This window comes from Streptomyces sp. NPDC006610 (assembly GCF_040611575.1).
GTDB lineage: Bacteria > Actinomycetota > Actinomycetes > Streptomycetales > Streptomycetaceae > Streptomyces.
In genome coordinates, this window is sequence record NZ_JBEXOP010000001.1 from 203677 (window position 1) to 222918 (window position 19242).

General features: G+C 71.6%; 20 protein-coding genes. 9 read left to right on the forward strand and 11 right to left on the reverse strand.

What is annotated here, in order from left to right; genetic code table 11:
- Nucleotides 1-47: 47 nt before the first annotated feature.
- Entirely contained in the window at nucleotides 48-638 is a 591-nt protein-coding gene (locus tag ABZY13_RS00930; RefSeq protein ID WP_356626543.1) for a TetR family transcriptional regulator, read from the reverse strand.
- Between the two features lie 138 nt (nucleotides 639-776).
- Here ABZY13_RS00930 and ABZY13_RS00935 point away from each other — a divergent pair, with 138 nt between their 5' ends.
- The 4 genes from ABZY13_RS00935 to ABZY13_RS00950 all read left to right on the forward strand — a co-directional run bounded on the left by ABZY13_RS00935 (nucleotide 777) and on the right by ABZY13_RS00950 (nucleotide 3510).
- On the forward strand, nucleotides 777-1361 hold the full coding sequence (locus tag ABZY13_RS00935) for a dihydrofolate reductase family protein (RefSeq protein ID WP_356626545.1): 585 nt from the start codon (nucleotides 777-779) through the stop codon (nucleotides 1359-1361).
- A gap of 26 nt (nucleotides 1362-1387) precedes the next feature.
- Nucleotides 1388-1660, forward strand: a complete 273-nt coding sequence (locus ABZY13_RS00940; RefSeq protein ID WP_356626546.1) for a hypothetical protein — start codon at nucleotides 1388-1390, stop codon at nucleotides 1658-1660.
- A 154-nt stretch (nucleotides 1661-1814) separates the two neighbouring features.
- Nucleotides 1815-2231, forward strand: coding sequence for a YciI family protein (locus ABZY13_RS00945; RefSeq protein WP_356626548.1), 417 nt, complete (start codon nucleotides 1815-1817; stop codon nucleotides 2229-2231).
- A gap of 25 nt (nucleotides 2232-2256) precedes the next feature.
- Nucleotides 2257-3510: a sigma-70 family RNA polymerase sigma factor gene (locus tag ABZY13_RS00950; RefSeq protein ID WP_356626550.1), complete on the forward strand. Its 1254-nt coding sequence runs from the start codon at nucleotides 2257-2259 to the stop codon at nucleotides 3508-3510.
- A gap of 16 nt (nucleotides 3511-3526) precedes the next feature.
- Here ABZY13_RS00950 and ABZY13_RS00955 read toward each other — a convergent pair whose 3' ends face one another.
- Nucleotides 3527-3937: an ankyrin repeat domain-containing protein gene (locus ABZY13_RS00955; protein WP_356626552.1), complete on the reverse strand. Its 411-nt coding sequence runs from the start codon at nucleotides 3935-3937 to the stop codon at nucleotides 3527-3529.
- 151 nt (nucleotides 3938-4088) lie between these two features.
- The gene (sodN, locus tag ABZY13_RS00960) at nucleotides 4089-4484 is read right to left on the reverse strand and encodes a superoxide dismutase, Ni (RefSeq protein ID WP_067129094.1); all 396 of its coding nucleotides are present in this window, start codon (nucleotides 4482-4484) and stop codon (nucleotides 4089-4091) included.
- A gap of 145 nt (nucleotides 4485-4629) precedes the next feature.
- Between sodN and sodX the strand changes: the two genes are divergently transcribed.
- On the forward strand, nucleotides 4630-5061 hold the full coding sequence (gene sodX, locus ABZY13_RS00965; RefSeq protein WP_356626554.1) for a nickel-type superoxide dismutase maturation protease: 432 nt from the start codon (nucleotides 4630-4632) through the stop codon (nucleotides 5059-5061).
- Here the strand turns inward: sodX and ABZY13_RS00970 are convergent.
- The 4 genes from ABZY13_RS00970 to ABZY13_RS00985 form a co-directional block, all read right to left on the reverse strand.
- Nucleotides 4965-5591 carry a CGNR zinc finger domain-containing protein gene (locus ABZY13_RS00970; protein WP_356626810.1) on the reverse strand — a complete coding sequence of 209 codons (627 nt, stop codon included), beginning with the start codon at nucleotides 5589-5591 and terminating at the stop codon, nucleotides 4965-4967. The genes sodX and ABZY13_RS00970 overlap by 97 nt on opposite strands.
- A gap of 142 nt (nucleotides 5592-5733) precedes the next feature.
- Nucleotides 5734-6498 (reverse strand): amino acid ABC transporter ATP-binding protein, encoded by a 765-nt coding sequence (locus ABZY13_RS00975; RefSeq protein WP_356626555.1) that lies wholly within the window; start codon nucleotides 6496-6498, stop codon nucleotides 5734-5736.
- Entirely contained in the window at nucleotides 6495-7433 is a 939-nt protein-coding gene (locus ABZY13_RS00980) for an amino acid ABC transporter permease (RefSeq protein ID WP_356626557.1), read from the reverse strand. The genes ABZY13_RS00975 and ABZY13_RS00980 overlap by 4 nt, the downstream gene beginning before the upstream one ends.
- Nucleotides 7434-7470: 37 nt before the next feature.
- Nucleotides 7471-8433: an ABC transporter substrate-binding protein gene (locus tag ABZY13_RS00985; protein ID WP_356626559.1), complete on the reverse strand. Its 963-nt coding sequence runs from the start codon at nucleotides 8431-8433 to the stop codon at nucleotides 7471-7473.
- A 532-nt stretch (nucleotides 8434-8965) separates the two neighbouring features.
- On the opposite strand from ABZY13_RS00985, the gene ABZY13_RS00990 reads away from it, so the two are divergent.
- The 4 genes from ABZY13_RS00990 (at nucleotide 8966) to ABZY13_RS01005 (ending at nucleotide 12338) form a co-directional block, all read left to right on the forward strand.
- On the forward strand, nucleotides 8966-10189 hold the full coding sequence (locus ABZY13_RS00990; RefSeq protein WP_356626560.1) for an NADP-dependent malic enzyme: 1224 nt from the start codon (nucleotides 8966-8968) through the stop codon (nucleotides 10187-10189).
- 245 nt (nucleotides 10190-10434) lie between these two features.
- Entirely contained in the window at nucleotides 10435-11400 is a 966-nt protein-coding gene (locus ABZY13_RS00995) for a zinc-binding dehydrogenase (protein ID WP_356626562.1), read from the forward strand.
- A 165-nt stretch (nucleotides 11401-11565) separates the two neighbouring features.
- On the forward strand, nucleotides 11566-11775 hold the full coding sequence (locus ABZY13_RS01000; RefSeq protein ID WP_356626564.1) for a helix-turn-helix domain-containing protein: 210 nt from the start codon (nucleotides 11566-11568) through the stop codon (nucleotides 11773-11775).
- Complete coding sequence (locus tag ABZY13_RS01005) at nucleotides 11775-12338, forward strand: Clp protease N-terminal domain-containing protein (RefSeq protein ID WP_356626812.1); 564 nt, start codon at nucleotides 11775-11777, stop codon at nucleotides 12336-12338. The genes ABZY13_RS01000 and ABZY13_RS01005 overlap by 1 nt, the downstream gene beginning before the upstream one ends.
- Before the next feature lie 636 nt (nucleotides 12339-12974).
- On the opposite strand, the gene ABZY13_RS01010 is transcribed toward ABZY13_RS01005, so the two are convergent.
- The 4 genes from ABZY13_RS01010 to ABZY13_RS01025 all read right to left on the reverse strand — a co-directional run bounded on the left by ABZY13_RS01010 (nucleotide 12975) and on the right by ABZY13_RS01025 (nucleotide 19087).
- Complete coding sequence (locus ABZY13_RS01010) at nucleotides 12975-13979, reverse strand: PadR family transcriptional regulator (RefSeq protein WP_356626565.1); 1005 nt, start codon at nucleotides 13977-13979, stop codon at nucleotides 12975-12977.
- Nucleotide 13980: 1 nt separating this feature from the next.
- Nucleotides 13981-14814 carry a DUF4097 family beta strand repeat-containing protein gene (locus ABZY13_RS01015; protein WP_356626567.1) on the reverse strand — a complete coding sequence of 278 codons (834 nt, stop codon included), beginning with the start codon at nucleotides 14812-14814 and terminating at the stop codon, nucleotides 13981-13983.
- 147 nt (nucleotides 14815-14961) lie between these two features.
- Complete coding sequence (locus tag ABZY13_RS01020; protein WP_003992906.1) at nucleotides 14962-15141, reverse strand: DUF6104 family protein; 180 nt, start codon at nucleotides 15139-15141, stop codon at nucleotides 14962-14964.
- Between the two features lie 139 nt (nucleotides 15142-15280).
- A complete protein-coding gene (locus ABZY13_RS01025) occupies nucleotides 15281-19087 on the reverse strand; it encodes a multifunctional oxoglutarate decarboxylase/oxoglutarate dehydrogenase thiamine pyrophosphate-binding subunit/dihydrolipoyllysine-residue succinyltransferase subunit (RefSeq protein ID WP_356626568.1) in 3807 nt (1268 codons plus the stop codon).
- Between the last annotated feature and the right edge of the window lie 155 nt (nucleotides 19088-19242).

The following is a 19242-nucleotide window of genomic DNA, read 5'->3' on the forward strand; positions in this document are numbered from 1 at the left end:
CCCGTACCTGGGCAACCACCGCCCCACCTCCCGGCCGCCACCGCCCCCTACCCCTCGGGCACCACCGCCCCCACGATCAGCTCCACCAGCCCTTCCGGCACCGAAACGCCGGGCAGCGCCCCGTCCAGCACGCCCGGCAGCGTCAAGTGGTCGACCCACAGGCCGAGCATCGCCAGATAGAGGACGGCCACGGTCTCGTCGCCGCCCGGCAGCCCGGCCTCGCGGTGGAAGCGCATGCCGAACTCCAGGTCCCCGCGCACCGACTCGGTGTACGAGGCGCGCAGCTCCGGACGCCGGGTCGCCTCCAGCCGCAGTTCGAGCAGCGCCAGATAGCCCGTGCGGTCGCCGGTCGCGCGGGACATCAGGTCGTGCATGAGGGCGGCGACGAGGGAGCGGTCCCTCGGCGCCGTCATCAGGTCGCCGAGCACCTCCGGGTCGGGCGCGAGACGCCGGTGCAGCCGCCCGTCGATCTGGCGCAGCAGGTCGTCGCGGGAGGCGAAGTAGTTGGAGGCCGTGCCCACGGGCACCCCGGCCTCGGCGTCCACCGCGCGGAAGGTCAGCCCCCGCGCCCCCTCCCGTGCGAGCACCTCGATCCCGGCGTCGACGAGCGCCGCCCGGCGCTCCGGATTACCCGCCATACGGAATCCCCTCTCCCACTTTCCTCGGCCGAGCACTGCCGGCGTGAAACCCCTTGCCACCACTACAGTCGAAGTACTACAACTGAAGCACGACAACCGAAGTGGTTGGACGCCCGCAGCCTACGAGAAGAGAACAGCTTGCGAAAGCTCACCTACTACATCGCCTGCTCGATCGACGGGTTCATCGGCGACCCGGGCGGCGACGCCTCCGCCATGTTCCGTTACGTGGACGCGGAGTTCCTGGAGTACGTCAAGGCGGAGTACCCGGAGACGCTGCCCACCCGGAGCCGCCGGGCGCTCGGCGTCGACGACCTGCCGAACAAGCGGTTCGACACCATCGTCCAGGGCCGCGCCAGCTACGACCTCGCGCTCGACGAGGGCGTCACCAGTCCGTACGCCCACCTGCGCGAGTACGTCGCCTCGCGCACCCTGACCCGGTCGCCCGACCCGAACGTCGAGATCATCTCCGACGACCTGGTCGGCAGGGTCCGGGAGCTCAAGGCCGAGGACGGCCCGCTCGGCATCTACCTCTGCGGCGGCTCACGGCTCGCCGGTGAGCTGATCGGCGAGATCGACGAGCTGGTGATCAAGACGTACCCGATCGTGCTGGGCAGCGGCATGCCGATGTTCGGCTCCGGGTTCGCGGTGGACGCGTTCGCCCTGGACTCGGTGCGCACGGTCGGCCCCGGTGTGGTGGTGCGGACGTACAGCAGGGAGCGCTGAGCCCCGCCCGGCCCTACTCTGAGGACATGGACAGAGGAAAGCACGTCTGTCCCGACTGCGGGCAGCCCGTCGAAAGTGTGGTCCGGCGTCACAGGACGCCGGGCGCATGGGTGCCGAAGTGGGTCCCCGGCCCATGCCGGAACCCGGAGTGCGCGGCGTACGCCGAGGGCGGCGAGCACGAACACCAGCACCCGCACACCACGGAACCCGCGGAACCCGCGGCATCCGCCGAGAGCGCCGGGACCACGGAGCCGGCCGGGAACAAGGCCGACCGCATGCCCGGCCCCACCGCCGGCTGACCGTCCCGGCGCCCCACAGCACGAGCACGCCGCGGGACACGCCACGGAAAAAGAGCCCGAAGGAACCCGGCTGCGTGTCGAGAATCCGGGACCGGCTCCGACGTCCCCTGTGAGAGCCGCCTGACGGAGGCGGCCCGGCCGAAGGAGCGGAATCATGAAGTACCTGGTCATGGTGCAGGGATCGCAGGCGGACTACGACGCGATGCGCGGCAAGGGCTCCCCGGAGGCGCCGGCCTGGAGCGAGGAACAGCTGCAGGCCATGTACGCCTTCATGGGCGCGATCAACGACGACCTCTCCGAGACCGGCGAACTCGTCGACGCCCAGGGCCTGACCGACCCCGAGCGGACCCGGTTCGTCACGCGCGGCGAGGACGGCAGGACGGTGGTCACGGACGGGCCGTACGGCGAGACCAAGGAACTGCTGGCCGGTTACTGGGTCCTGGACTGCGCGAGCCTGGAGCGGGTCACGGAGATCGCCGACCGCATCACCCGGTGCCCCGTCCCGGAGGGCACCAAGGACTACCCGGTGGTGATCCGGCCCATCCAGGACGGCTCCGGCGACCTGTGCTGAGCACGGGCCGCCGACCGTCGTGGGAGTGCCGTACGGCATCGAGGACCTGCTGCGCCGTCACGCGCCGCAGGTCCTCGGGGCGCTCGTGCGGCGGTACGGCCATTTCGACGCCGCGGAGGACGCCGTACAGGAGGCGTCGCTCGCGGCGGCCGGGCAGTGGCCCGCGCACGGGGTCCCCGACAATCCGCGCGGCTGGCTGATCAGGGTCGCCTCGCGGCGGCTGACGGACGCCCTGCGCAGCGAGGAGGCGCGCCGGCAGCGGGAGGAGCGGGCGGCGGCCCTCGTCCCGAGGGACGCGTTCACGGTCCCGCCGCCCGGCGCGGACCGGGCCCCGCGCGAGGACGACACCCTCTCCCTGCTCTTCCTGTGCTGCCATCCCGGCCTGACCCAGCCCGCGCAGATCGCCCTCACCCTGCGCGCGGTCGGCGGCCTGACGACGGCGGAGATCGCCCGCGCCCACCTGGTCCCCGAGGCGACGATGGCGCAGCGCATCAGCCGGGCCAAGCAGAAACTGCGCGGGGTGCGCTTCGGCCGGCCGGAGAACTGGCCCCAGCGGCTGCCGGCCGTGCTCCACACCCTCTATCTGATCTTCAACGAGGGGTACACGGCCACCTCGGGCGCCGCCCTCCAGCGGCGGGAGCTGGCCCGTGAGGCGATCCGGCTGACCCGCGCCGTGCACCGGCTGCTGCCCGGCGACGGCGAGGTGGCCGGTCTGCTGGCGCTGATGCTGCTCACCGACGCCCGCCGCGACGCCCGCACCGGCCCGCACGGCGAACTCGTCCCGCTCGACGAGCAGGACCGGCACCGCTGGGACCGGGCGGCGATCGAGGAGGGCGTCGCCCTGGTCACGCACGCCCTGTCGGCGGGCCGCCCGGGCCCGTACCAGCTGCGGGCCGCCATCGCCGCCGTCCACGACGAGGCGCCCTCGGCCGAGGAGACCGACTGGGCGGAGATCCTGGGCCTGTACGACGTCCTGGTCCGCCTCGTGCCGGGCCCGGTGGAGCGCCTGAACCGCGCGGTGGCGGTCGCCATGGCCCACGGCCCCGAAGCGGGCCTGGCCGAACTCGACGCCCTGGCGGGCGACACGACCCCGGTCTCCCACCGCCTGGACGCCGTCCGGGCCCACCTGCTGGAGCGCACGGGCGCGTACGACGCCGCACGCGCCGCCTACGAGTCGGCGGCGCGCCACACCCTCAGCCTGCCGGAACAGCGCTACCTGTACGCGCGGGCGGCCCGCCTGGGGGACGGGGAACCCGGTGGCGCCGATGCCCGGCCGTGAGGCAGCCGTACGACGATCAGGCGCCGGCCGCGCGGATCACCGCGGCCGTCTCGGCGTGACCACCGCGCTCGGCCCACTCCAGGGGAGACAGGCCCTCCCCGTCGTCCTCGCGCAGCAACGGGTCGGCGCCGTGGGCGAGGAGCAGCCGCACCACGTCGACGTGCCCCCACGCGGCGGCCGCGCACAGCGGGGTGCCGTCCGTCTCCCCACGGCTCTCCCGGTTCGGTGACGCCCCCGCCTCCAGCAGCCGGGCGACGGCCTCGGCCGCTCCCCCGACCGCGGCGGCGTAGAGCGGCGTGGTGCCGTCGGCGTCGGCCCCGTCGGGATCGGCCCCCGCCCGCACCAGCGCGCCCACGGCACGGACGTCCTCGAACACCGCCGCCCCGACCAGCCGGCGCGCCAGCTTCTTCCGCCTGCGTCTGTTCACGGCGGCAAGCGTAGGGCCGCGCCGGGACCTCGACGAACGAACCCGGAACGCAGAACGGCCCGACCGCCTGTCGCGGTCGGGCCGTCCCGGTTGTCGCCGCTGCGACCTGCAATGGTGCACCGATCGCGGGTCGTGCGGACAGGGCCTCGGGTCAGGCCTTCTTCGTCTCCCAGAAGATCTTGTCGATCTGGGCGATGTAGTCCAGGGCCTTCTGGCCCGTCGCCGGGTCGGTGGACGCCTTGGCGGCCGAGAGGGCCTTCAGGGCGTCGTTGACCAGCTGGTGCAGCTCGGGGTACTTCTCGAAGTGCGGGGCCTTGAAGTAGTCGCTCCACAGCACGGAGACGTGGTGCTTCGCCAGCTCGGCGCGCTGCTCCTTGATGACGGTGGCACGCGCCTGGAAGTGCGGGTCGTCGTTGGCGGCCATCTTCTCCTGCACGGCCTTCACCGACTCCGCCTCGATGCGGGCCTGGGCCGGGTCGTACACGCCGCAGGGCAGGTCGCAGTGCGCGCTGACCTTGACCTTGGGGGCAAACAGGCGGGAAAGCATGGAGCATTCCTTCCTCGTGATCGTCTTCTCAGGTGGGACATTACTCCCTGCGCCACGGGTTTTCGCGGGTGCCCCCTTGGGCTTAGGACAAAAGTCCGGGGTGAGACTGGGACTGGTGGAGTAACGGACCGGGGAGGTGCCGGGCATGCCGGAACTGTCGCAGGAGAGCGAGCGCCGGGGCGGGCCGCGCTATGGGCCGGCCGAGGTGACCGGGCCGTCCATGGTGCCCACGCTGTACCACGGCGACCAGCTCGTGGTGCGCTACGGCGCCCGGGTCAGGCCGGGGGACGTGATCGTGCTCCGCCATCCCTTCCAGCAGGACCTGCTCGTCGTCAAGCGGGCCGCCGAGCGCCGGGAGGCCGGCTGGTGGGTGCTGGGGGACAACGCGTACGCGGGGGGCGACAGCAGGGACTACGGCGTCGTACCGGAGGAACTGGTCCTCGGGCGGGTGCTGCTGCGGTACCGGCCGCGCCGGGCCGATCAGCGGTCGCCGCTCGCGGTGGCGCGCTGGGCGCTCTCGGCGGTCAGGCCGGTGCGGCCGGACCGGTCGGCCTCCAGGCGTTTGCGGGCGCGGTAGGCGGCGACGTTGGCGCGGGTCGCGCAGCGGTCGGAGCAGTAGCGCCGGGAGCGGTTGGTGGACGTGTCCAGGTAGGCGTTGCGGCACGGGGCCGCCTCGCACAGGCCCAGCCGGTCCACGCCGTGCTCGGTGAGGTGGAAGGCCAGGCCCATCGCGGCGATGGCCGCGTAGCCGGCGGTCGCGTTCGACGGGTGGTCCGCCAGGTGCATGTGCCACAGCGGGCGGCCGTCGTCGTCGCGCAGGTCGTGGCCGGAGATCTGGGGGCTCACCGGGAACTCCAGCAGCAGCGAGTTCAGCAGATCCACCGCCAGGGTCTCGTCTCCGGCGTCCGCCGCCTCGAAGACCGCCCGCAGCCGCGCCCGCACCGACCGGAACCGGGTGACGTCCGCCTCGGTCGCCCGGCGGGCCGCCGACTGGTTGACGAACAGCTCCCGGACGGCCTCCACCGAGGTCAGCGCGTCCTTGCCCCGGGCCGGCTCCTCGCTGTTGACGAGGCGCACGGCGTAGTCCGAGTAGTAGGCCAGTTCCACTTCGGTCCTCAACGTAACGGTCGGTGGGCGTAATGGGCGGTGCTGATTCCAGCGTATTACCCGGTCGGCGGGTGGTCCGCGGAGTACGCGCGAGGGGCGGCACGGAGACCGGCTCCGTACCGCCCCTCGGTGGCGCTCGCCGTCACAGCACCTTGGACAGGAACGCCTTCGTCCGCTCGTGCTGCGGGTCGGTCAGGACCTGGCGCGGGTCGCCGGACTCGACGACCACGCCGCCGTCCATGAAGACCAGGCTGTCGCCCACCTCGCGGGCGAAGCCCATCTCGTGGGTGACGACGACCATGGTCATGCCGGACTCGGCCAGGTCGCGCATGACGTCGAGGACGTCGCCGACCAGCTCCGGGTCCAGGGCCGAGGTCGGCTCGTCGAACAGCATCAGCTTCGGCTCCATGGCCAGCGCCCGGGCGATGGCCACGCGCTGCTGCTGGCCGCCGGAGAGCTGCGAGGGGTAGTTCCCGGCCTTGTCGGCCAGCCCCACGCGCTCCAGCAGCTGCATCGCGCGGTCCCTGGCCTGCTGCCGGCCGACGCCCTTGACCTGGACCGGCGCCTCCATGATGTTCTCGACGGCCGTCATGTGCGGGAACAGGTTGAAGCGCTGGAAGACCATGCCGATGTCCCGGCGCTTGAGCGCGACCTCGTTGTCCTTCAGCTCGTAGAGCTTGTCGCCCTTCTGGCGGTAGCCGACCAGCTCGCCGTCGACGTACAGCCGCCCGGCGTTGATCTTCTCCAGGTGGTTGATGCACCGCAGGAAGGTCGACTTGCCGGAGCCGGAGGGGCCGATGAGGCAGAACACCTCGCCGGCCTTCACCTCCAGGTCGATGCCCTTGAGGACCTCGACCTGGCCGAAGGACTTGTGGACGCCCTCGGCCTTGACCATCGCGTTCGTCATGCCGTGACCCCCTTGCGGCTGGAGAAGGACGTCAGGTGGGCACGGACCCGCTGCCACGGGGTGGGCGGCAGCTGGCGGCTGGAGCCGCGGGCGTAGTAGCGCTCCACGTAGTACTGGCCGACGCTGAGGACGGAGGTGAGGATCAGGTACCAGGCCGCCGCGAGGAACAGCATCTCGACGGTGGCGCCCGAGGTCGTGCCGATGTCCTGGGCGTAGCGCAGGAGCTCGTAGTACTGGACCGCCGCGACGAGCGAGGTGGTCTTCAGCATGTTGATGACCTCGTTGCCCGTCGGCGGCACGATCACGCGCATCGCCTGCGGGACCACGATCCGGCGCAGCGTCTTGGAGTGGCTCATGCCGAGCGCGTGCGCCGCCTCGGTCTGGCCCTCGTCGACCGCCAGCAGACCGGCGCGGCAGATCTCCGCCATGTACGCGGCCTCGTTGAGGCCGAGGCCGAGCAGCGCCGTCAGGAACGGCGTCATGAAGTCCGACCACTCGTCCTTGTAGAACGGGCCGAGGTTCACGTACTCGAAGACGAAGCCCAGGTTGAACCAGACGAACAGCTGGACCAGGACCGGGGTGCCGCGGAAGAACCAGATGTAGAACCAGGCGATCGACGACGTCACCGGGTTCTTCGACAGCCGCATCACGGCCAGCAGCAGGCCGCCGGCGATGCCGATGACCATGGACAGGAACGTCAGCCAGAGGGTCTCGCGGACGCCGGTGAGGATGCGGTCGTTGAAGAAGTAGTCGGGGATCGCGCCCCAGTTGATGTCGCCGTTCGCGAACGCCCAGATGAGCGAGGCGAAGATGGCGAGGGCGATCGCCGCGGAGGCGTAGCGGCCGTAGTGCCGGACCGGGACGGCCCTGATGGCCTCCGGGCCGGCCGGCGGGGTGCCCGCCGGGCCGTCCGACTTGTCGATGTCAACAGTCACGGGTGTTGCCTTTCAGTGCCGCCGGCCGAGCCGTCGGTCACTTGCCTCCGTTGATGGTGGCTTCCTCGATGGCGCCGTCCTCGGCGCCCCACTTCTCGAGGATCTTCTGGTACTCGCCGTTCTCGATGATCGCGTTCATCGCGGCCTGCAGCGCGTCCCGCAGCTGCGTGTCGTTCTTGGCGACGGCGATGCCGTACGGGGCGGCCTCGACCTGCTCGCCGACCAGCTCGAAGTCCTTGCCGCCGCCGGAGGTCTTCACCGCGTACGCGGCGACCGGGAAGTCGGAGGAACCGGCGTCCGCGCCGCCCGAGCGCAGGCGGGTCTGGGCCTGCTGGTCGTTGTCGAAGGCCTCGATGGCAAGCTTCTTGCCCGCGGGGCACTTCTTCGCCTCGGCCTTGGCGAGGTCGTGGGAGGTCGTGCCGCGCTGGACGACCAGCTTCTTGCCGCACAGGTCGGCCCAGGTCTCGATGCCCTGGGTGTCGCCCTTCTTGGTGTAGATCGACACGCCGGCGATGAAGTAGTCGACGAAGTCGACGCCCTCGCCGACCTGCTTGCCGGTCTCGGGGTCGATGCCCTGCTGCCGCTCCTTCGAGTCCGTCATGGCCGACATGGCCATGTCGTAGCGGTCGGAGCGCAGACCGCCGAGAAGGGTGTCGAAGGTGCCGTTCTCGAACTCGAACGTCACGCCGAGCTGCTTGCCCATCGCCGCGGCGAGGTCGGGGTCGATGCCCACCGTCTTGCCGGATTCGTCCTTGAACTCGACCGGCGCGTACGCGATGTCCGAGCCGACCTTCACGACGCCCTTGTCGCGGATCTCCTTGGGCAGCTTGTCGGCCAGCGGGGCCGCGGCGGCGGACGCGGTGTCCGCGCTGTCCGAGCCGCCGTCCTCCGTCTGGTCACCGCAGCCGGTGAGAAGCAGGGTGCCTGCGACCGCGATCGCACCGACCGCTGCTAGCCGGGAACGCGCGGCGGTCGGACGACGGGTGGTGCTTGCGGTCATTGTGGGTTCCTCCGGCGGATGGGTGGTGTGCCGATGGGGGCCGGCACCGGCCGATGGGTTCGGCAGATGCCGTGGGTCGACAAGAACACACGCCTTCGAGTGTCGCGACCCCGTGTGATTAGGGCATCTTGCCATTCGGACGGAACCATTCAGGTGACCGCCCATGTCAAAATCGGATAACGGGTGATCCCCGAACCACACCATCCGGTACATCACGACCGGACCATCTACGGGAATCCGTGCTTCCGGCCGGAGAATCTTCGGTGGCGTCTTGGAATATGGACCTGTCCAGTCGCCCGGGTATGAGTCATGTCACCGGGAGGTGACCTTCACGTTATGGACTCGTCGGCGGCACCCTCGGTCCGGTAAGAAGGTTCTTCACACCCCTCATCCGGGGCTCAGGGCGCGTGTGCGGCGCGCCCGTCGCGCAGACGTCCACCTGCATCAACGACAGGGCTCTGCGCGTCCCCGCCCACCCCTCACCAGGAGTGGTCCCACCCTCAACCGATGAAGATTTAAGGGGTACGACAAAGTGGCAGCGGAGATCGTCAATCCTCGCAGCGACAGCAGTACGGAGCAGGAGGGCGGGGCGGAGCCCCTCGATTCCTTCGATCCGGCGTTCGCGCTGCACCGCGGCGGCAAGATGGCCGTGCAGGCCACCGTGCCGGTCCGCGACAAGGACGACCTGTCCCTCGCATACACGCCCGGGGTCGCGAAGGTGTGCACCGCGATCGCCGAGCAGCCGGACCTGGTCCACGACTACACGTGGAAGTCGTCCGTCGTCGCCGTCGTGACCGACGGCACGGCCGTGCTGGGGCTCGGTGACATCGGGCCCGAGGCCTCCCTCCCCGTGATGGAGGGCAAGGCCATCCTCTTCAAGCAGTTCGGCGGCGTCGACGCCGTCCCCATCGCCCTGGCCTGCACGGACGTCGACGAGATCATCGAGACCGTGGTCCGCCTCGCCCCGTCCTTCGGCGGCGTGAACCTGGAGGACATCTCGGCGCCCCGGTGCTTCGAGATCGAGCGCCGGCTCCAGGAGCGGCTGGACATCCCGGTCTTCCACGACGACCAGCACGGCACGGCCGTCGTCACGCTGGCCGCGCTGCGCAACGCCGCGCGGCTCAGCGGGCGCGGTCTCGCCGATCTGCGGGCGGTCATCTCGGGCGCCGGTGCGGCGGGCGTCGCGATCGCCAGGATGCTGGTCGAGGCCGGCGTCGGGGACGTCGCGGTGGCCGACCGCAAGGGCGTGGTCTCGGCCGACCGGGACGACCTCACGCCGGTCAAGCGGGAACTCGCCTCCTTCACCAACAGGGCGGGGCTGACCGGGTCCCTGGAGGCCGCGCTGGCCGGCGCCGACGTCTTCATCGGCGTCTCCGGCGGTACGGTCCCGGAGGCGGCGGTGGCCTCGATGGCCGAGGGCGCGTTCGTCTTCGCCATGGCGAACCCGAACCCCGAGGTGCACCCCGAGGTGGCGCACAAGTACGCGGCGGTCGTGGCGACCGGGCGGTCGGACTTCCCGAACCAGATCAACAACGTGCTGGCGTTCCCCGGCATCTTCGCGGGCGCGCTCCAGGTGCGGGCGTCGCGGATCACCGAGGGCATGAAGCTCGCGGCGGCCGAGGCGCTGGCGGGCGTCGTGGGCGACGATCTGGCGGCCGACTACGTCATCCCCTCGCCGTTCGACGAGCGGGTCGCCCCCGCGGTCACCGCGGCGGTGGCCGCGGCGGCCCGGGCGGAGGGCGTGGCGCGGCGGTGACACGGTGACGGCACGGCCGTGAGGCCGTGAGGCGAGCCGCCGAACCGGCCTGGAGGAGGCCCCGCCCGAGAACGGGCGGGGCCTCTTCGTGTGTGCGTCGAGCAGGTCGAGCAGGTGTCGAGGGGAGTCGGAGCCCGGCCTGTGCGGGTTTTTACCGGGGCGTACGGCCGTCCGGGTGGCAAGAGGGCATGTGTCACAGGGCCACGCGGTTCCCTGCGGCGGGGCGGAACCCTATCGTCGCTCCCATGTTCGCTGTCTACGCCGCCCGAATCGACCGCGACCAGCCGCTCACCGGCCTGGAGTTGGGGGAGCGACCGGCTCCCGAGCCCCCGCCCGGCTGGAGCGCGGTCGACGTCAGGGCCGCCTCCCTCAACCACCACGACCTCTGGTCCCTGCGCGGTGTGGGCCTCACCGAGGATCGGCTGCCGATGATCCTCGGCTGCGACGCCGCCGGAATCGACGCGGACGGCAACGAGGTCGTCCTGCACTCCGTCATCGGCCAGACCGGACACGGCGTCGGGCCGAAGGAGCCGCGGTCCATCCTCACCGAGCGCTACCAGGGCACGTTCGCCGAGCGCGTCGCCGTGCCGACGTGGAACATCCTGCCCAAGCCGAAGGAACTGTCCTTCGAGGAGGCCGCCTGCCTGCCGACGGCGTGGCTGACGGCGTACCGGATGCTGTTCACCAACGCCGGGGTGCGGCCCGGGGACTCGGTGCTCGTGCAGGGCGCCGGCGGTGGTGTCGCCACGGCCGCGATCGTGCTCGGCCGGGCCGCCGGGCTGCGGGTGTTCGCCACCAGCCGGGACGAGGCCAAGCGGAAGCGGGCGCTCGAACTGGGGGCCGTGGAGGCGCTGGAGCCGGGCGCGCGGCTGCCGCAGCGGGTGGACGCCGTGATCGAGACGGTGGGCGCGGCGACGTGGTCGCACTCGGTGAAGTCGCTGCGGCCCGGAGGCACGCTGGTGATCTCCGGTGCGACCAGCGGGGACCGGCCGTCGCACGCCGAGCTGACGCGGATCTTCTTCCTGGAGCTGAAGGTCGTCGGGTCGACGATGGGGACGAAGGACGAACTGGAGGACCTGCTGTCCTTCTGCGCCGCCACGGGGGTGCGTCCCGTCATCGACGAGGTGCTGCCGCTGGACCGGGCCCGTGAGGGGTTCGAGCGGCTGGCGGCGGGCGAACAGTTCGGGAAGATCGTGCTGACGGGGTCGTGAGGGTGTTCTGACGGCCGTCAGGGTGCCCTGACGGCGTCCTGAGCGGCGGGTCGACGTACGGCGGGTCCGGGGTTCCGGGCCCGCCGTTTGCGTGCCCGCCGTTTTTCCCGCCCGCGCTGTCAACTTCGGTTGACGCGACCCCTGGTGTCAACCTATGTTGACACCATGACGGATGCGACGGATCTCGCCGAGCGGGCCGGTGATCGTGACCCGAGGGTCGGTCTGCGGGCGGTCGCCGCGCTGCGCCGGCTGCTGGAGCAGTTGGAGGCCGTGCAGGTGCGCAGTGCGCGCCAACAGGGCTGGTCGTGGCAGGAGATCGCCGCGGAGCTGGGAGTGAGCAGGCAGGCCGTGCACAAGAAGTACGGGAGGCGATGATGTTCGAACGGTTCACCAAGGACGCCCGCAACGTGGTGAAGGGCGCCCTGGAGCACTGCGAGCGGTCGGGGGCGGGGACCGTGGGCGCCGGGCATCTGCTGCTCGCGCTGCTGGACCACGGGGCGGGGAAGGGGGCGTTCGCGCTGGCCGCGCTGGGGCTCGCCGAGCGCACGGACTCGGTGACGCGGGCGCTGGAGGAGGCGCGGCGGCGGGCGGGGTTGACGCAGGCGGAGGCGGACGCGCTGGCCGGGCTGGGGATCGACGTCACGGAGGTCGTCGCGCGGGTGGAGGAGACGCACGGCGTCGGGGCCCTGTCGGGGGCGTGGCGGCCGGGGCGCCGTCGCCCTTCCTTCGGCCGGGACGCGAAGGACGTGCTGGAGAAGTCCCTGCGCGTCGCCCTCGCCCGCCGCGAGCGCTACATCGGCGACGAGCACATCCTGCTCGCCCTCACGACCCTCCCCGGCGTCGCCGCTGAGGTCCTCGCGGACCACGGGGTGACGTACGAGTCGGTGACGCGGGTGCTGGGGGAGGGGGGAGCGGGGAGCGCGGCCAAGGCGGGGTGAGATGAGGCGGGGCCGGGCGCGCCGGGTGAGATGCGGGGGCCCGGTCGCGTCAAGGCCGCGACGGGCCTGGTGGGCCGATGGACGAGCCCGGTGGGCGAGCCTGGCGGGGGGCGGTGGGCGGGGCCGGCCGCACGGCGTCGACGGCCTCTACCGGTGCGCGGCAGGCCCGCTGCGCACCGTCTGCGCCCTGCTCGACGCCGACGCGACCCGGCTGGCGACCGCGGCCGGCTGTACTCGGGCGTCTGCCGGTGGGCCGGTCGCGCGGGGTGAACGTGCCCGGCGAGGGCGACGCGCGGCTGCCTGTCCGGCGGCCGTGCCGCCCGGCGGCACGAGCGGCCGGCGCGTGTCCGGCCGCGCGTCCCCGGCGACGCCCGCCCGATGCCCCCCGCCGCGTGGGGCCCGCCTAGGGGGTGTCTGACAAATGTCCGCGGCGTCGCGGCTCCTGGCACGCACTCTCCCACAGGGGGCACCCCCAGCCGCGTTGCCGAACCGCCCTGGTAGCTCCGCTACGAGGGCGGTTCGGCGCCTTGCGATCCCACGCACCAGAAGCCGCTCCTTCTCCCGCGCTCATTTACCAGACACCCCCTGGGGCCGACCCCGTGGCGGGCGCGCACGGGGCGGTTCCCGCGGCCGTCGTTACCGCTTCTCCGTGCGCAGCAGTGCCCCGATGTGGGCCGCCGTCGTGGAGAGGTGGCGGCGGGCCTCGCGGAGCTGGGCCTGGGTGACGCCGTGGTCGCGGGCCGCGTCGCGGATGTCGTCGCGGAAGCGGTCCAGGAGGCGCTCCAGGTCACGGGCCGGGTCGTCGGTCGGGGCCTCGTGGGCCCACGACGGCTCCTCGCCGACGGGGACGTCCTTCTCACCGGCGCGGACGTCCTCCGTGGCGGCGCGGACGTCGTCCGTGGCGGTGGCCGGCCGGCCGAAGCCGAAGTCCTTGCCCCAGTCCTTGCCGTGCGTCCTGCCGAAGTCGCCGAACTCCTTCGCCAGTTCGGACAGTCCCTCGCGCAGGCCCGTCGGCCAGTCGCCGCGGGTGAAGCCGTCCTGGACCTGCTGCTGGACCCGCTGGGCTATGCGCTGCATGCGGTCCTGGGCCTCCTGGGCCTGGCGGCGGGCCCGCTCGGCCTCCTCACGGGCTCGGCGGCTCTCGTCCTTGGCGCGCCGGGCCTGGTCCTTCCACTCCTGCTTGACGCGGCGCAGCTCCTCCTTGGCGGCGCGCCACGCGTCGTTCTCCCCCGGCTCCGCGGCGCCCCCCTCCGCGCGGGCCTTGCTCGCCGCCGCCCGCATCTCGCGGCGCAGGTCGCCCGCGGCGCCCCGTACGTCGGCCCGGATCTCGGCGGCCAGCTCCGCCACCGACTCGCGGATCTCCAGCTCCAGGTCGGCCAGTTCCCCGCTGCGGTCGGCCAGCTCGGCGCGGCCGGCGTCCGTGATGGCGTACACCTTGCGGCCGCCCTCGGTGGTGTGGGTGACCAGGCCCTCGGCCTCCAGCTTGGCCAGGCGCGGATAGACCGTGCCCGCGGAGGGGGCGTAGAGGCCCTGGAAGCGCTCCTCCAGGAGGCGGATGACCTCGTAGCCGTGGCGCGGGGCCTCGTCGAGCAGCTTGAGCAGGTAGAGGCGCAGGCGGCCGTGCGCGAAGACGGGGGGCATGTCAGAGCACCTTCTTGTCGTTCGGGCTGCCCTCCGGGCGGCGCAGCAGGGCGATGGAGCCGGAGACGGTCGTGGCCTTCAGCCGGCCGGTGCCCGCCCCGAGCCGGCCGGTGATGCGCTTGGCGCCCCACTGGCCGGTCACCCGGAGGTCCTCGAAGGCGTTGGAGACGGTCCCGCTCGCGGTGTTGGCGTCCACCTCCGCGTCGGCCGGGTGCGGAAGCCGGATCGCGATCTCGCCGGAGACGCTGGTCAGGCTGACGTCGGTCGCGCCGCTCGCCGCATCGAGGTCGACGATCATCGAGCCGCTCACCGAGTCGGCCCGCACGGCCGGTCCCGCGCCCTCGACCACGGTCAGGTCCCCGGAGACGGAGTTGAAGCGCAGGTCGCCGCTGAGGCCCTGCGCCTCCACGTTCCCCGAGACGGTGTCCGCGCGGACCGGACCCGCCAGGCCCACCAGGGTCGAGTCGCCGGAGACGCCCTTCAGCTCGGCGCGCCCCTCGATGCCGGAGACCACCGCCGAGGCGCCGACCACCCCCACCTCGACGCGCGTGCCGGCCGGCACCGCCACGGAGACGACGGCGCTGCGCCGCCAGCCCCTCCCGTCGAGCCACTTGAGGAAGCCCTTCCAGGGCAGGTCCTCGTAGGCCACGGTCAGCGTGCCGTCCCGCTGGGTGATCACCAGGGGCGGGCCCTCGATGTCGCCGACCTCCAGGCGGGCGGTGGCTTCAGCCGTCCCGACCACGTTCACCGCGCCGTTCACGATCCGTACCTGAAGCTCGCGCACGGGCTCGTCGAAAGTGAGCCTGGTCGGCTCCGCGACGGACCATTCGGACATGGTGCAGACCTCCTAGACACGCCATATCGCGTCATTCACTCTTCACGATATATCGCGGTCATGGAAAGTCAAGACACTCGCGAGGGTGACGCGATACCCGTCCCCGGAGCGGCACCGTCTCCCCCAGGGGACGCGGGGCGGCCCCGCCTACTCGTCGTCCTCGTCGTCCAGCCGCGCCAGCCAGGTCGCGAGCCGCTCCACCGGCACCTCGAAGTCCGGGTTCAGATCGACGAAGGTCCGCAGCTGCTCGGCGAGCCACTCGAAGGTGACCTCCTCCTCGCCGCGCCGCTTCTCGAGCTCTTCGATGCCTCGGTCGGTGAAGTACACGCCTGTTCTCCTGGGGCTGGGCCGGTCGGCCTGCGGTCGTACGCCTCCAGGTTATGCGGCGTTCACCCGAACGGGCGGGGCCCGCCCCCCTGCCGGGGGACGGGCCCCGCCCGTCGGTTCAGCCGTGCCCAGTGGCGGCTCAGGCCTCGAACACCTCGCGCACCAGCTGCTCCTGCTCCGCCTGGTGCCGCTTCGCCGAACCCACCGCCGGGGACGACGAGTGCGGGCGGGAGATGCGGCGCAGGCGCTCGCCGGCCGGGATGTCCGCGCCGACCGCCAGGTCCAGGTGGTCGATGAGGTTGAGCGCGATGAACGGCCACGCGCCCTGGTTCGCCGGCTCCTCCTGGGCCCACAGGTACTTCTCGGCGTTCGGGTACTTGGCGATCTCCGCCTGGAGCTCCGCGCCCGGCAGCGGGTACAGGCGCTCGATGCGGATGATGGCCGTGTCCGTCACGCCGCGCTTCTGACGCTCGGCGTCCAGGTCGTAGTAGACCTTGCCGGCGCAGAAGACGACCCTGCGGACGGCCGCCGGGTCCACCGAGGCGTCGCCGATGACCGGGCGGAACTGGCCCGTGGTGAACTCCTCCGCCTTCGACGCGGCGGCCTTCAGGCGCAGCATCGACTTCGGGGTGAAGACGACCAGCGGCTTGTGGTGCGGGTTGTGCACCTGCCACCGCAGGAGGTGGAAGTAGTTCGACGGCGACGTCGGCATGGCGACCGTCATGTTGTTCTGGGCGCACAGCTGGAGGAACCGCTCCGGGCGGGCGGACGAGTGGTCCGGGCCCTGGCCCTCGTAGCCGTGCGGCAGCAGCAGGACGACGCCGGACGTCTGGCCCCACTTCTGCTCCGCCGAGGAGATGAACTCGTCCACCACCGTCTGGGCGCCGTTGACGAAGTCGCCGAACTGCGCCTCCCACAGCACGAGCGCGTCGGGGCGGGCCAGCGAGTAGCCGTACTCGAAGCCCATCGCCGCGTACTCGGACAGCAGCGAGTTGTAGACGTTCAGCCGCGCCTGGTCCTCGGAGAGGTACTGGAGCGGCGTGTACTCCTCGCCGGTGCTGCGGTCGATGATCACCGCGTGGCGCTGGCCGAAGGTGCCGCGCTGGGAGTCCTGGCCGGCCAGCCGCACCGGCACGCCCTCCAGCAGCAGCGAGCCGAAGGCGAGCGTCTCGCCCATGCCCCAGTCGATCGTGCCGTCCTCGACCATGGCCGCCCGGCGCTGCAGCTGCGGCAGCAGCCGCGGGTGGACGGTGATGTGGTCGGGGATGTTGACCTGGGACTCGGCGATCCGCTTGACGATCTCCGTGGTCACCGCGGTGTTGACGGCGACCGGGAACTCGGCCTGCGGGTCGGAGGTCACCGCGGCGGCCGGCTGCGAGGTGGCCTCGCGGACCTCGGTGAAGACCTTCTCCAGCTGGCCCTGGTAGTCCTGGAGCGCCTGCTCGGCCTCCTCCAGGGTGATGTCGCCGCGACCGATGAGGGACTCGGTGTAGAGCTTGCGCACCGAGCGCTTCTTGTCGATCAGGTCGTACATCAGCGGCTGGGTGAAGGCCGGGTTGTCCGACTCGTTGTGACCGCGACGGCGGTAGCAGATGAGGTCGATCACCACGTCCTTGTTGAACGCCTGGCGGAACTCGAAGGCCAGCCGGGCGACGCGGACGACGGCCTCGGGGTCGTCGCCGTTGACGTGGAAGATCGGGGCCTCGATCATCCTCGCCACGTCCGTCGCGTACATCGACGAGCGGGACGACTCCGGGGCGGCGGTGAAGCCGACCTGGTTGTTGATGACGATGTGGACCGTGCCGCCGGTGCGGTAGCCGCGCAGCTGCGACATGTTCAGGGTCTCGGCCACCACGCCCTGGCCCGCGAAGGCCGCGTCGCCGTGGATGGCCACCGGCAGGACGGTGAAGTCCGTGCCGCCCTTGTTGATGATGTCCTGCTTGGCGCGGACGATGCCCTCCAGGACCGGGTCGACCGCCTCCAGGTGCGAGGGGTTCGCGGCGAGCGAGACCTTGATCTGCTCGCCGTCCAGTCCGGTGAAGGTGCCCTCGGCGCCCAGGTGGTACTTCACGTCGCCGGAGCCGTGCATCGACTTCGGGTCGAGGTTGCCCTCGAACTCGCGGAAGATCTGCGCGTACGACTTGCCGACGATGTTGGCGAGGACGTTGAGCCGGCCGCGGTGGGCCATGCCGATGACGACCTCGTCGAGGCGGGACTCGGCGGCCGAGTCCAGCACCGCGTCCAGCAGCGGGATGACGGACTCGCCGCCCTCCAGCGAGAAGCGCTTCTGGCCGACGTACTTCGTCTGCAGGAAGGTCTCGAAGGCTTCCGCGGCGTTCAACCGGCGCAGGATGCGCAGCTGCTCCTCGCGCTCCGGCTTGGCGTGCGGGCGCTCCACGCGGTCCTGGATCCACTTGCGCTGCTTGGGGTCCTGGATGTGCATGAACTCGATGCCGGTGGTGCGGCAGTACGAGTCGCGCAGCACGCCGAGGATGTCGCGCAGCTTCATCATCGACTTGCCGGAGAAGCCGCCGACGGCGAACTCGCGCTCCAGGTCCCACAGGGTGAGGCCGTGCTCGGTGACGTCCAGGTCGGGGTGCTTGCGCTGGCGGTACTCCAGCGGGTCGGTGTCGGCCATGACGTGGCCGCGGACCCGGTAGGAGTGGATCAGCTCGAAGACGCGGGCGGCCTTGGTGACGTCGTCGTCGTGGCTGGCGTCGATGTCCTTGAGCCAGCGGACCGGCTCGTAGGGGATGCGCAGCGCCTCGAAGATGTCGTCGTAGAAGCCGTTCTCGCCGAGCAGGAGGTTGGCGACGACGCGCAGGAACTCGCCGGAGGCGGCGCCCTGGATGACCCGGTGGTCGTAGGTCGACGTGAGCGTCATGACCTTGGAGATGCCGAGCTTGTTCAGGGTGTCCTGGGAGGTGCCCTGGAACTCCGCCGGGTAGTCCATGGAGCCGACGCCCATGATCACGGACTGGCCGGGCATCAGGCGCGGCACGGAGTGGACGGTGCCGAGGCCGCCGGGGTTGGTCAGCGAGACCGTGACGCCGGTGAAGTCGTCCATCGTCAGCTTGCCCTCGCGGGCGCGGCGGACGATGTCCTCGTAGGCCTGCCAGAACTCGAAGAAGTTCAGCGTCTCGGCCTTCTTGATGGCGGCCACGACGAGCTGGCGGTCGCCGTTGGGCTTGACCAGGTCGATGGCCAGGCCGAGGTTGACGTGCGGCGGCTTGACCAGCGTCGGCTTGCCGTCCTTCTCGCCGAACGACCAGTTCATCGACGGCATGGCCTTGATGGCCTGCACCATCGCGTAGCCGATCAGGTGCGTGAAGGAGATCTTCCCGCCCCGGGCCCGCTTGAGGTGGTTGTTGATGACGATGCGGTTGTCGAACAGCAGCTTCACCGGGACCGCGCGGACCGAGGTGGCGGTCGGCAGCTCCAGCGAGGCGTTCATGTTCTTCGCGACCGCGGCGGCGGGGCCGCGCAGCGTCACCAGCTCGGGGCCCTCGGGGGCCTCGGCGGCGGGCTCGGCCTTGGGCTTCGCGGCGGCGGGCTTCGCCGGGGCCGGAGCCTGGGCCCGAGCGGGGGCCGCGGCCGGCGCGGCCTTGGCGGGCGCCGGCGCCGGAGCGGCGGTCTGCTGCTGCGGGGCAGCGGGGGCGGCCTGGGGGGCCGGGGCCGCGGGGGCGGCCTGGGGCTGAGCCGTGGTGGTCTCCGCGGCCCCCGAGGCCGCGGTGCCCGCCGGAGCCGAGGCCGCGGGGGCCCCCGGCTTGTAGTCGGCGAAGAAGTCCCACCAGGCGCGGTCTACCGAATTCGGGTCCTGGAGGTACTGCTGATAGATCTCGTCGACGAGCCACTCGTTGGGTCCGAAGGCCGCGGCGGGGTTCTTGCCCGCTTGGTCGGCTTCGGTCGAGACACTCGATGCGTTACTGGGGGACTGTGGCGACACGGCGGCAACCGCCCTCTTCCGCTTCACAAGGTGATGGACAGCGGGAATTAAGGCTACGCCTCCAAGACCGCGAAGGTCAGGCCCGGCCCGTTCATCGTCGCGTAAGTCACATCGGAAACCGTGTTTCGGGGCTGAATATGGCGGGAAACAAACGC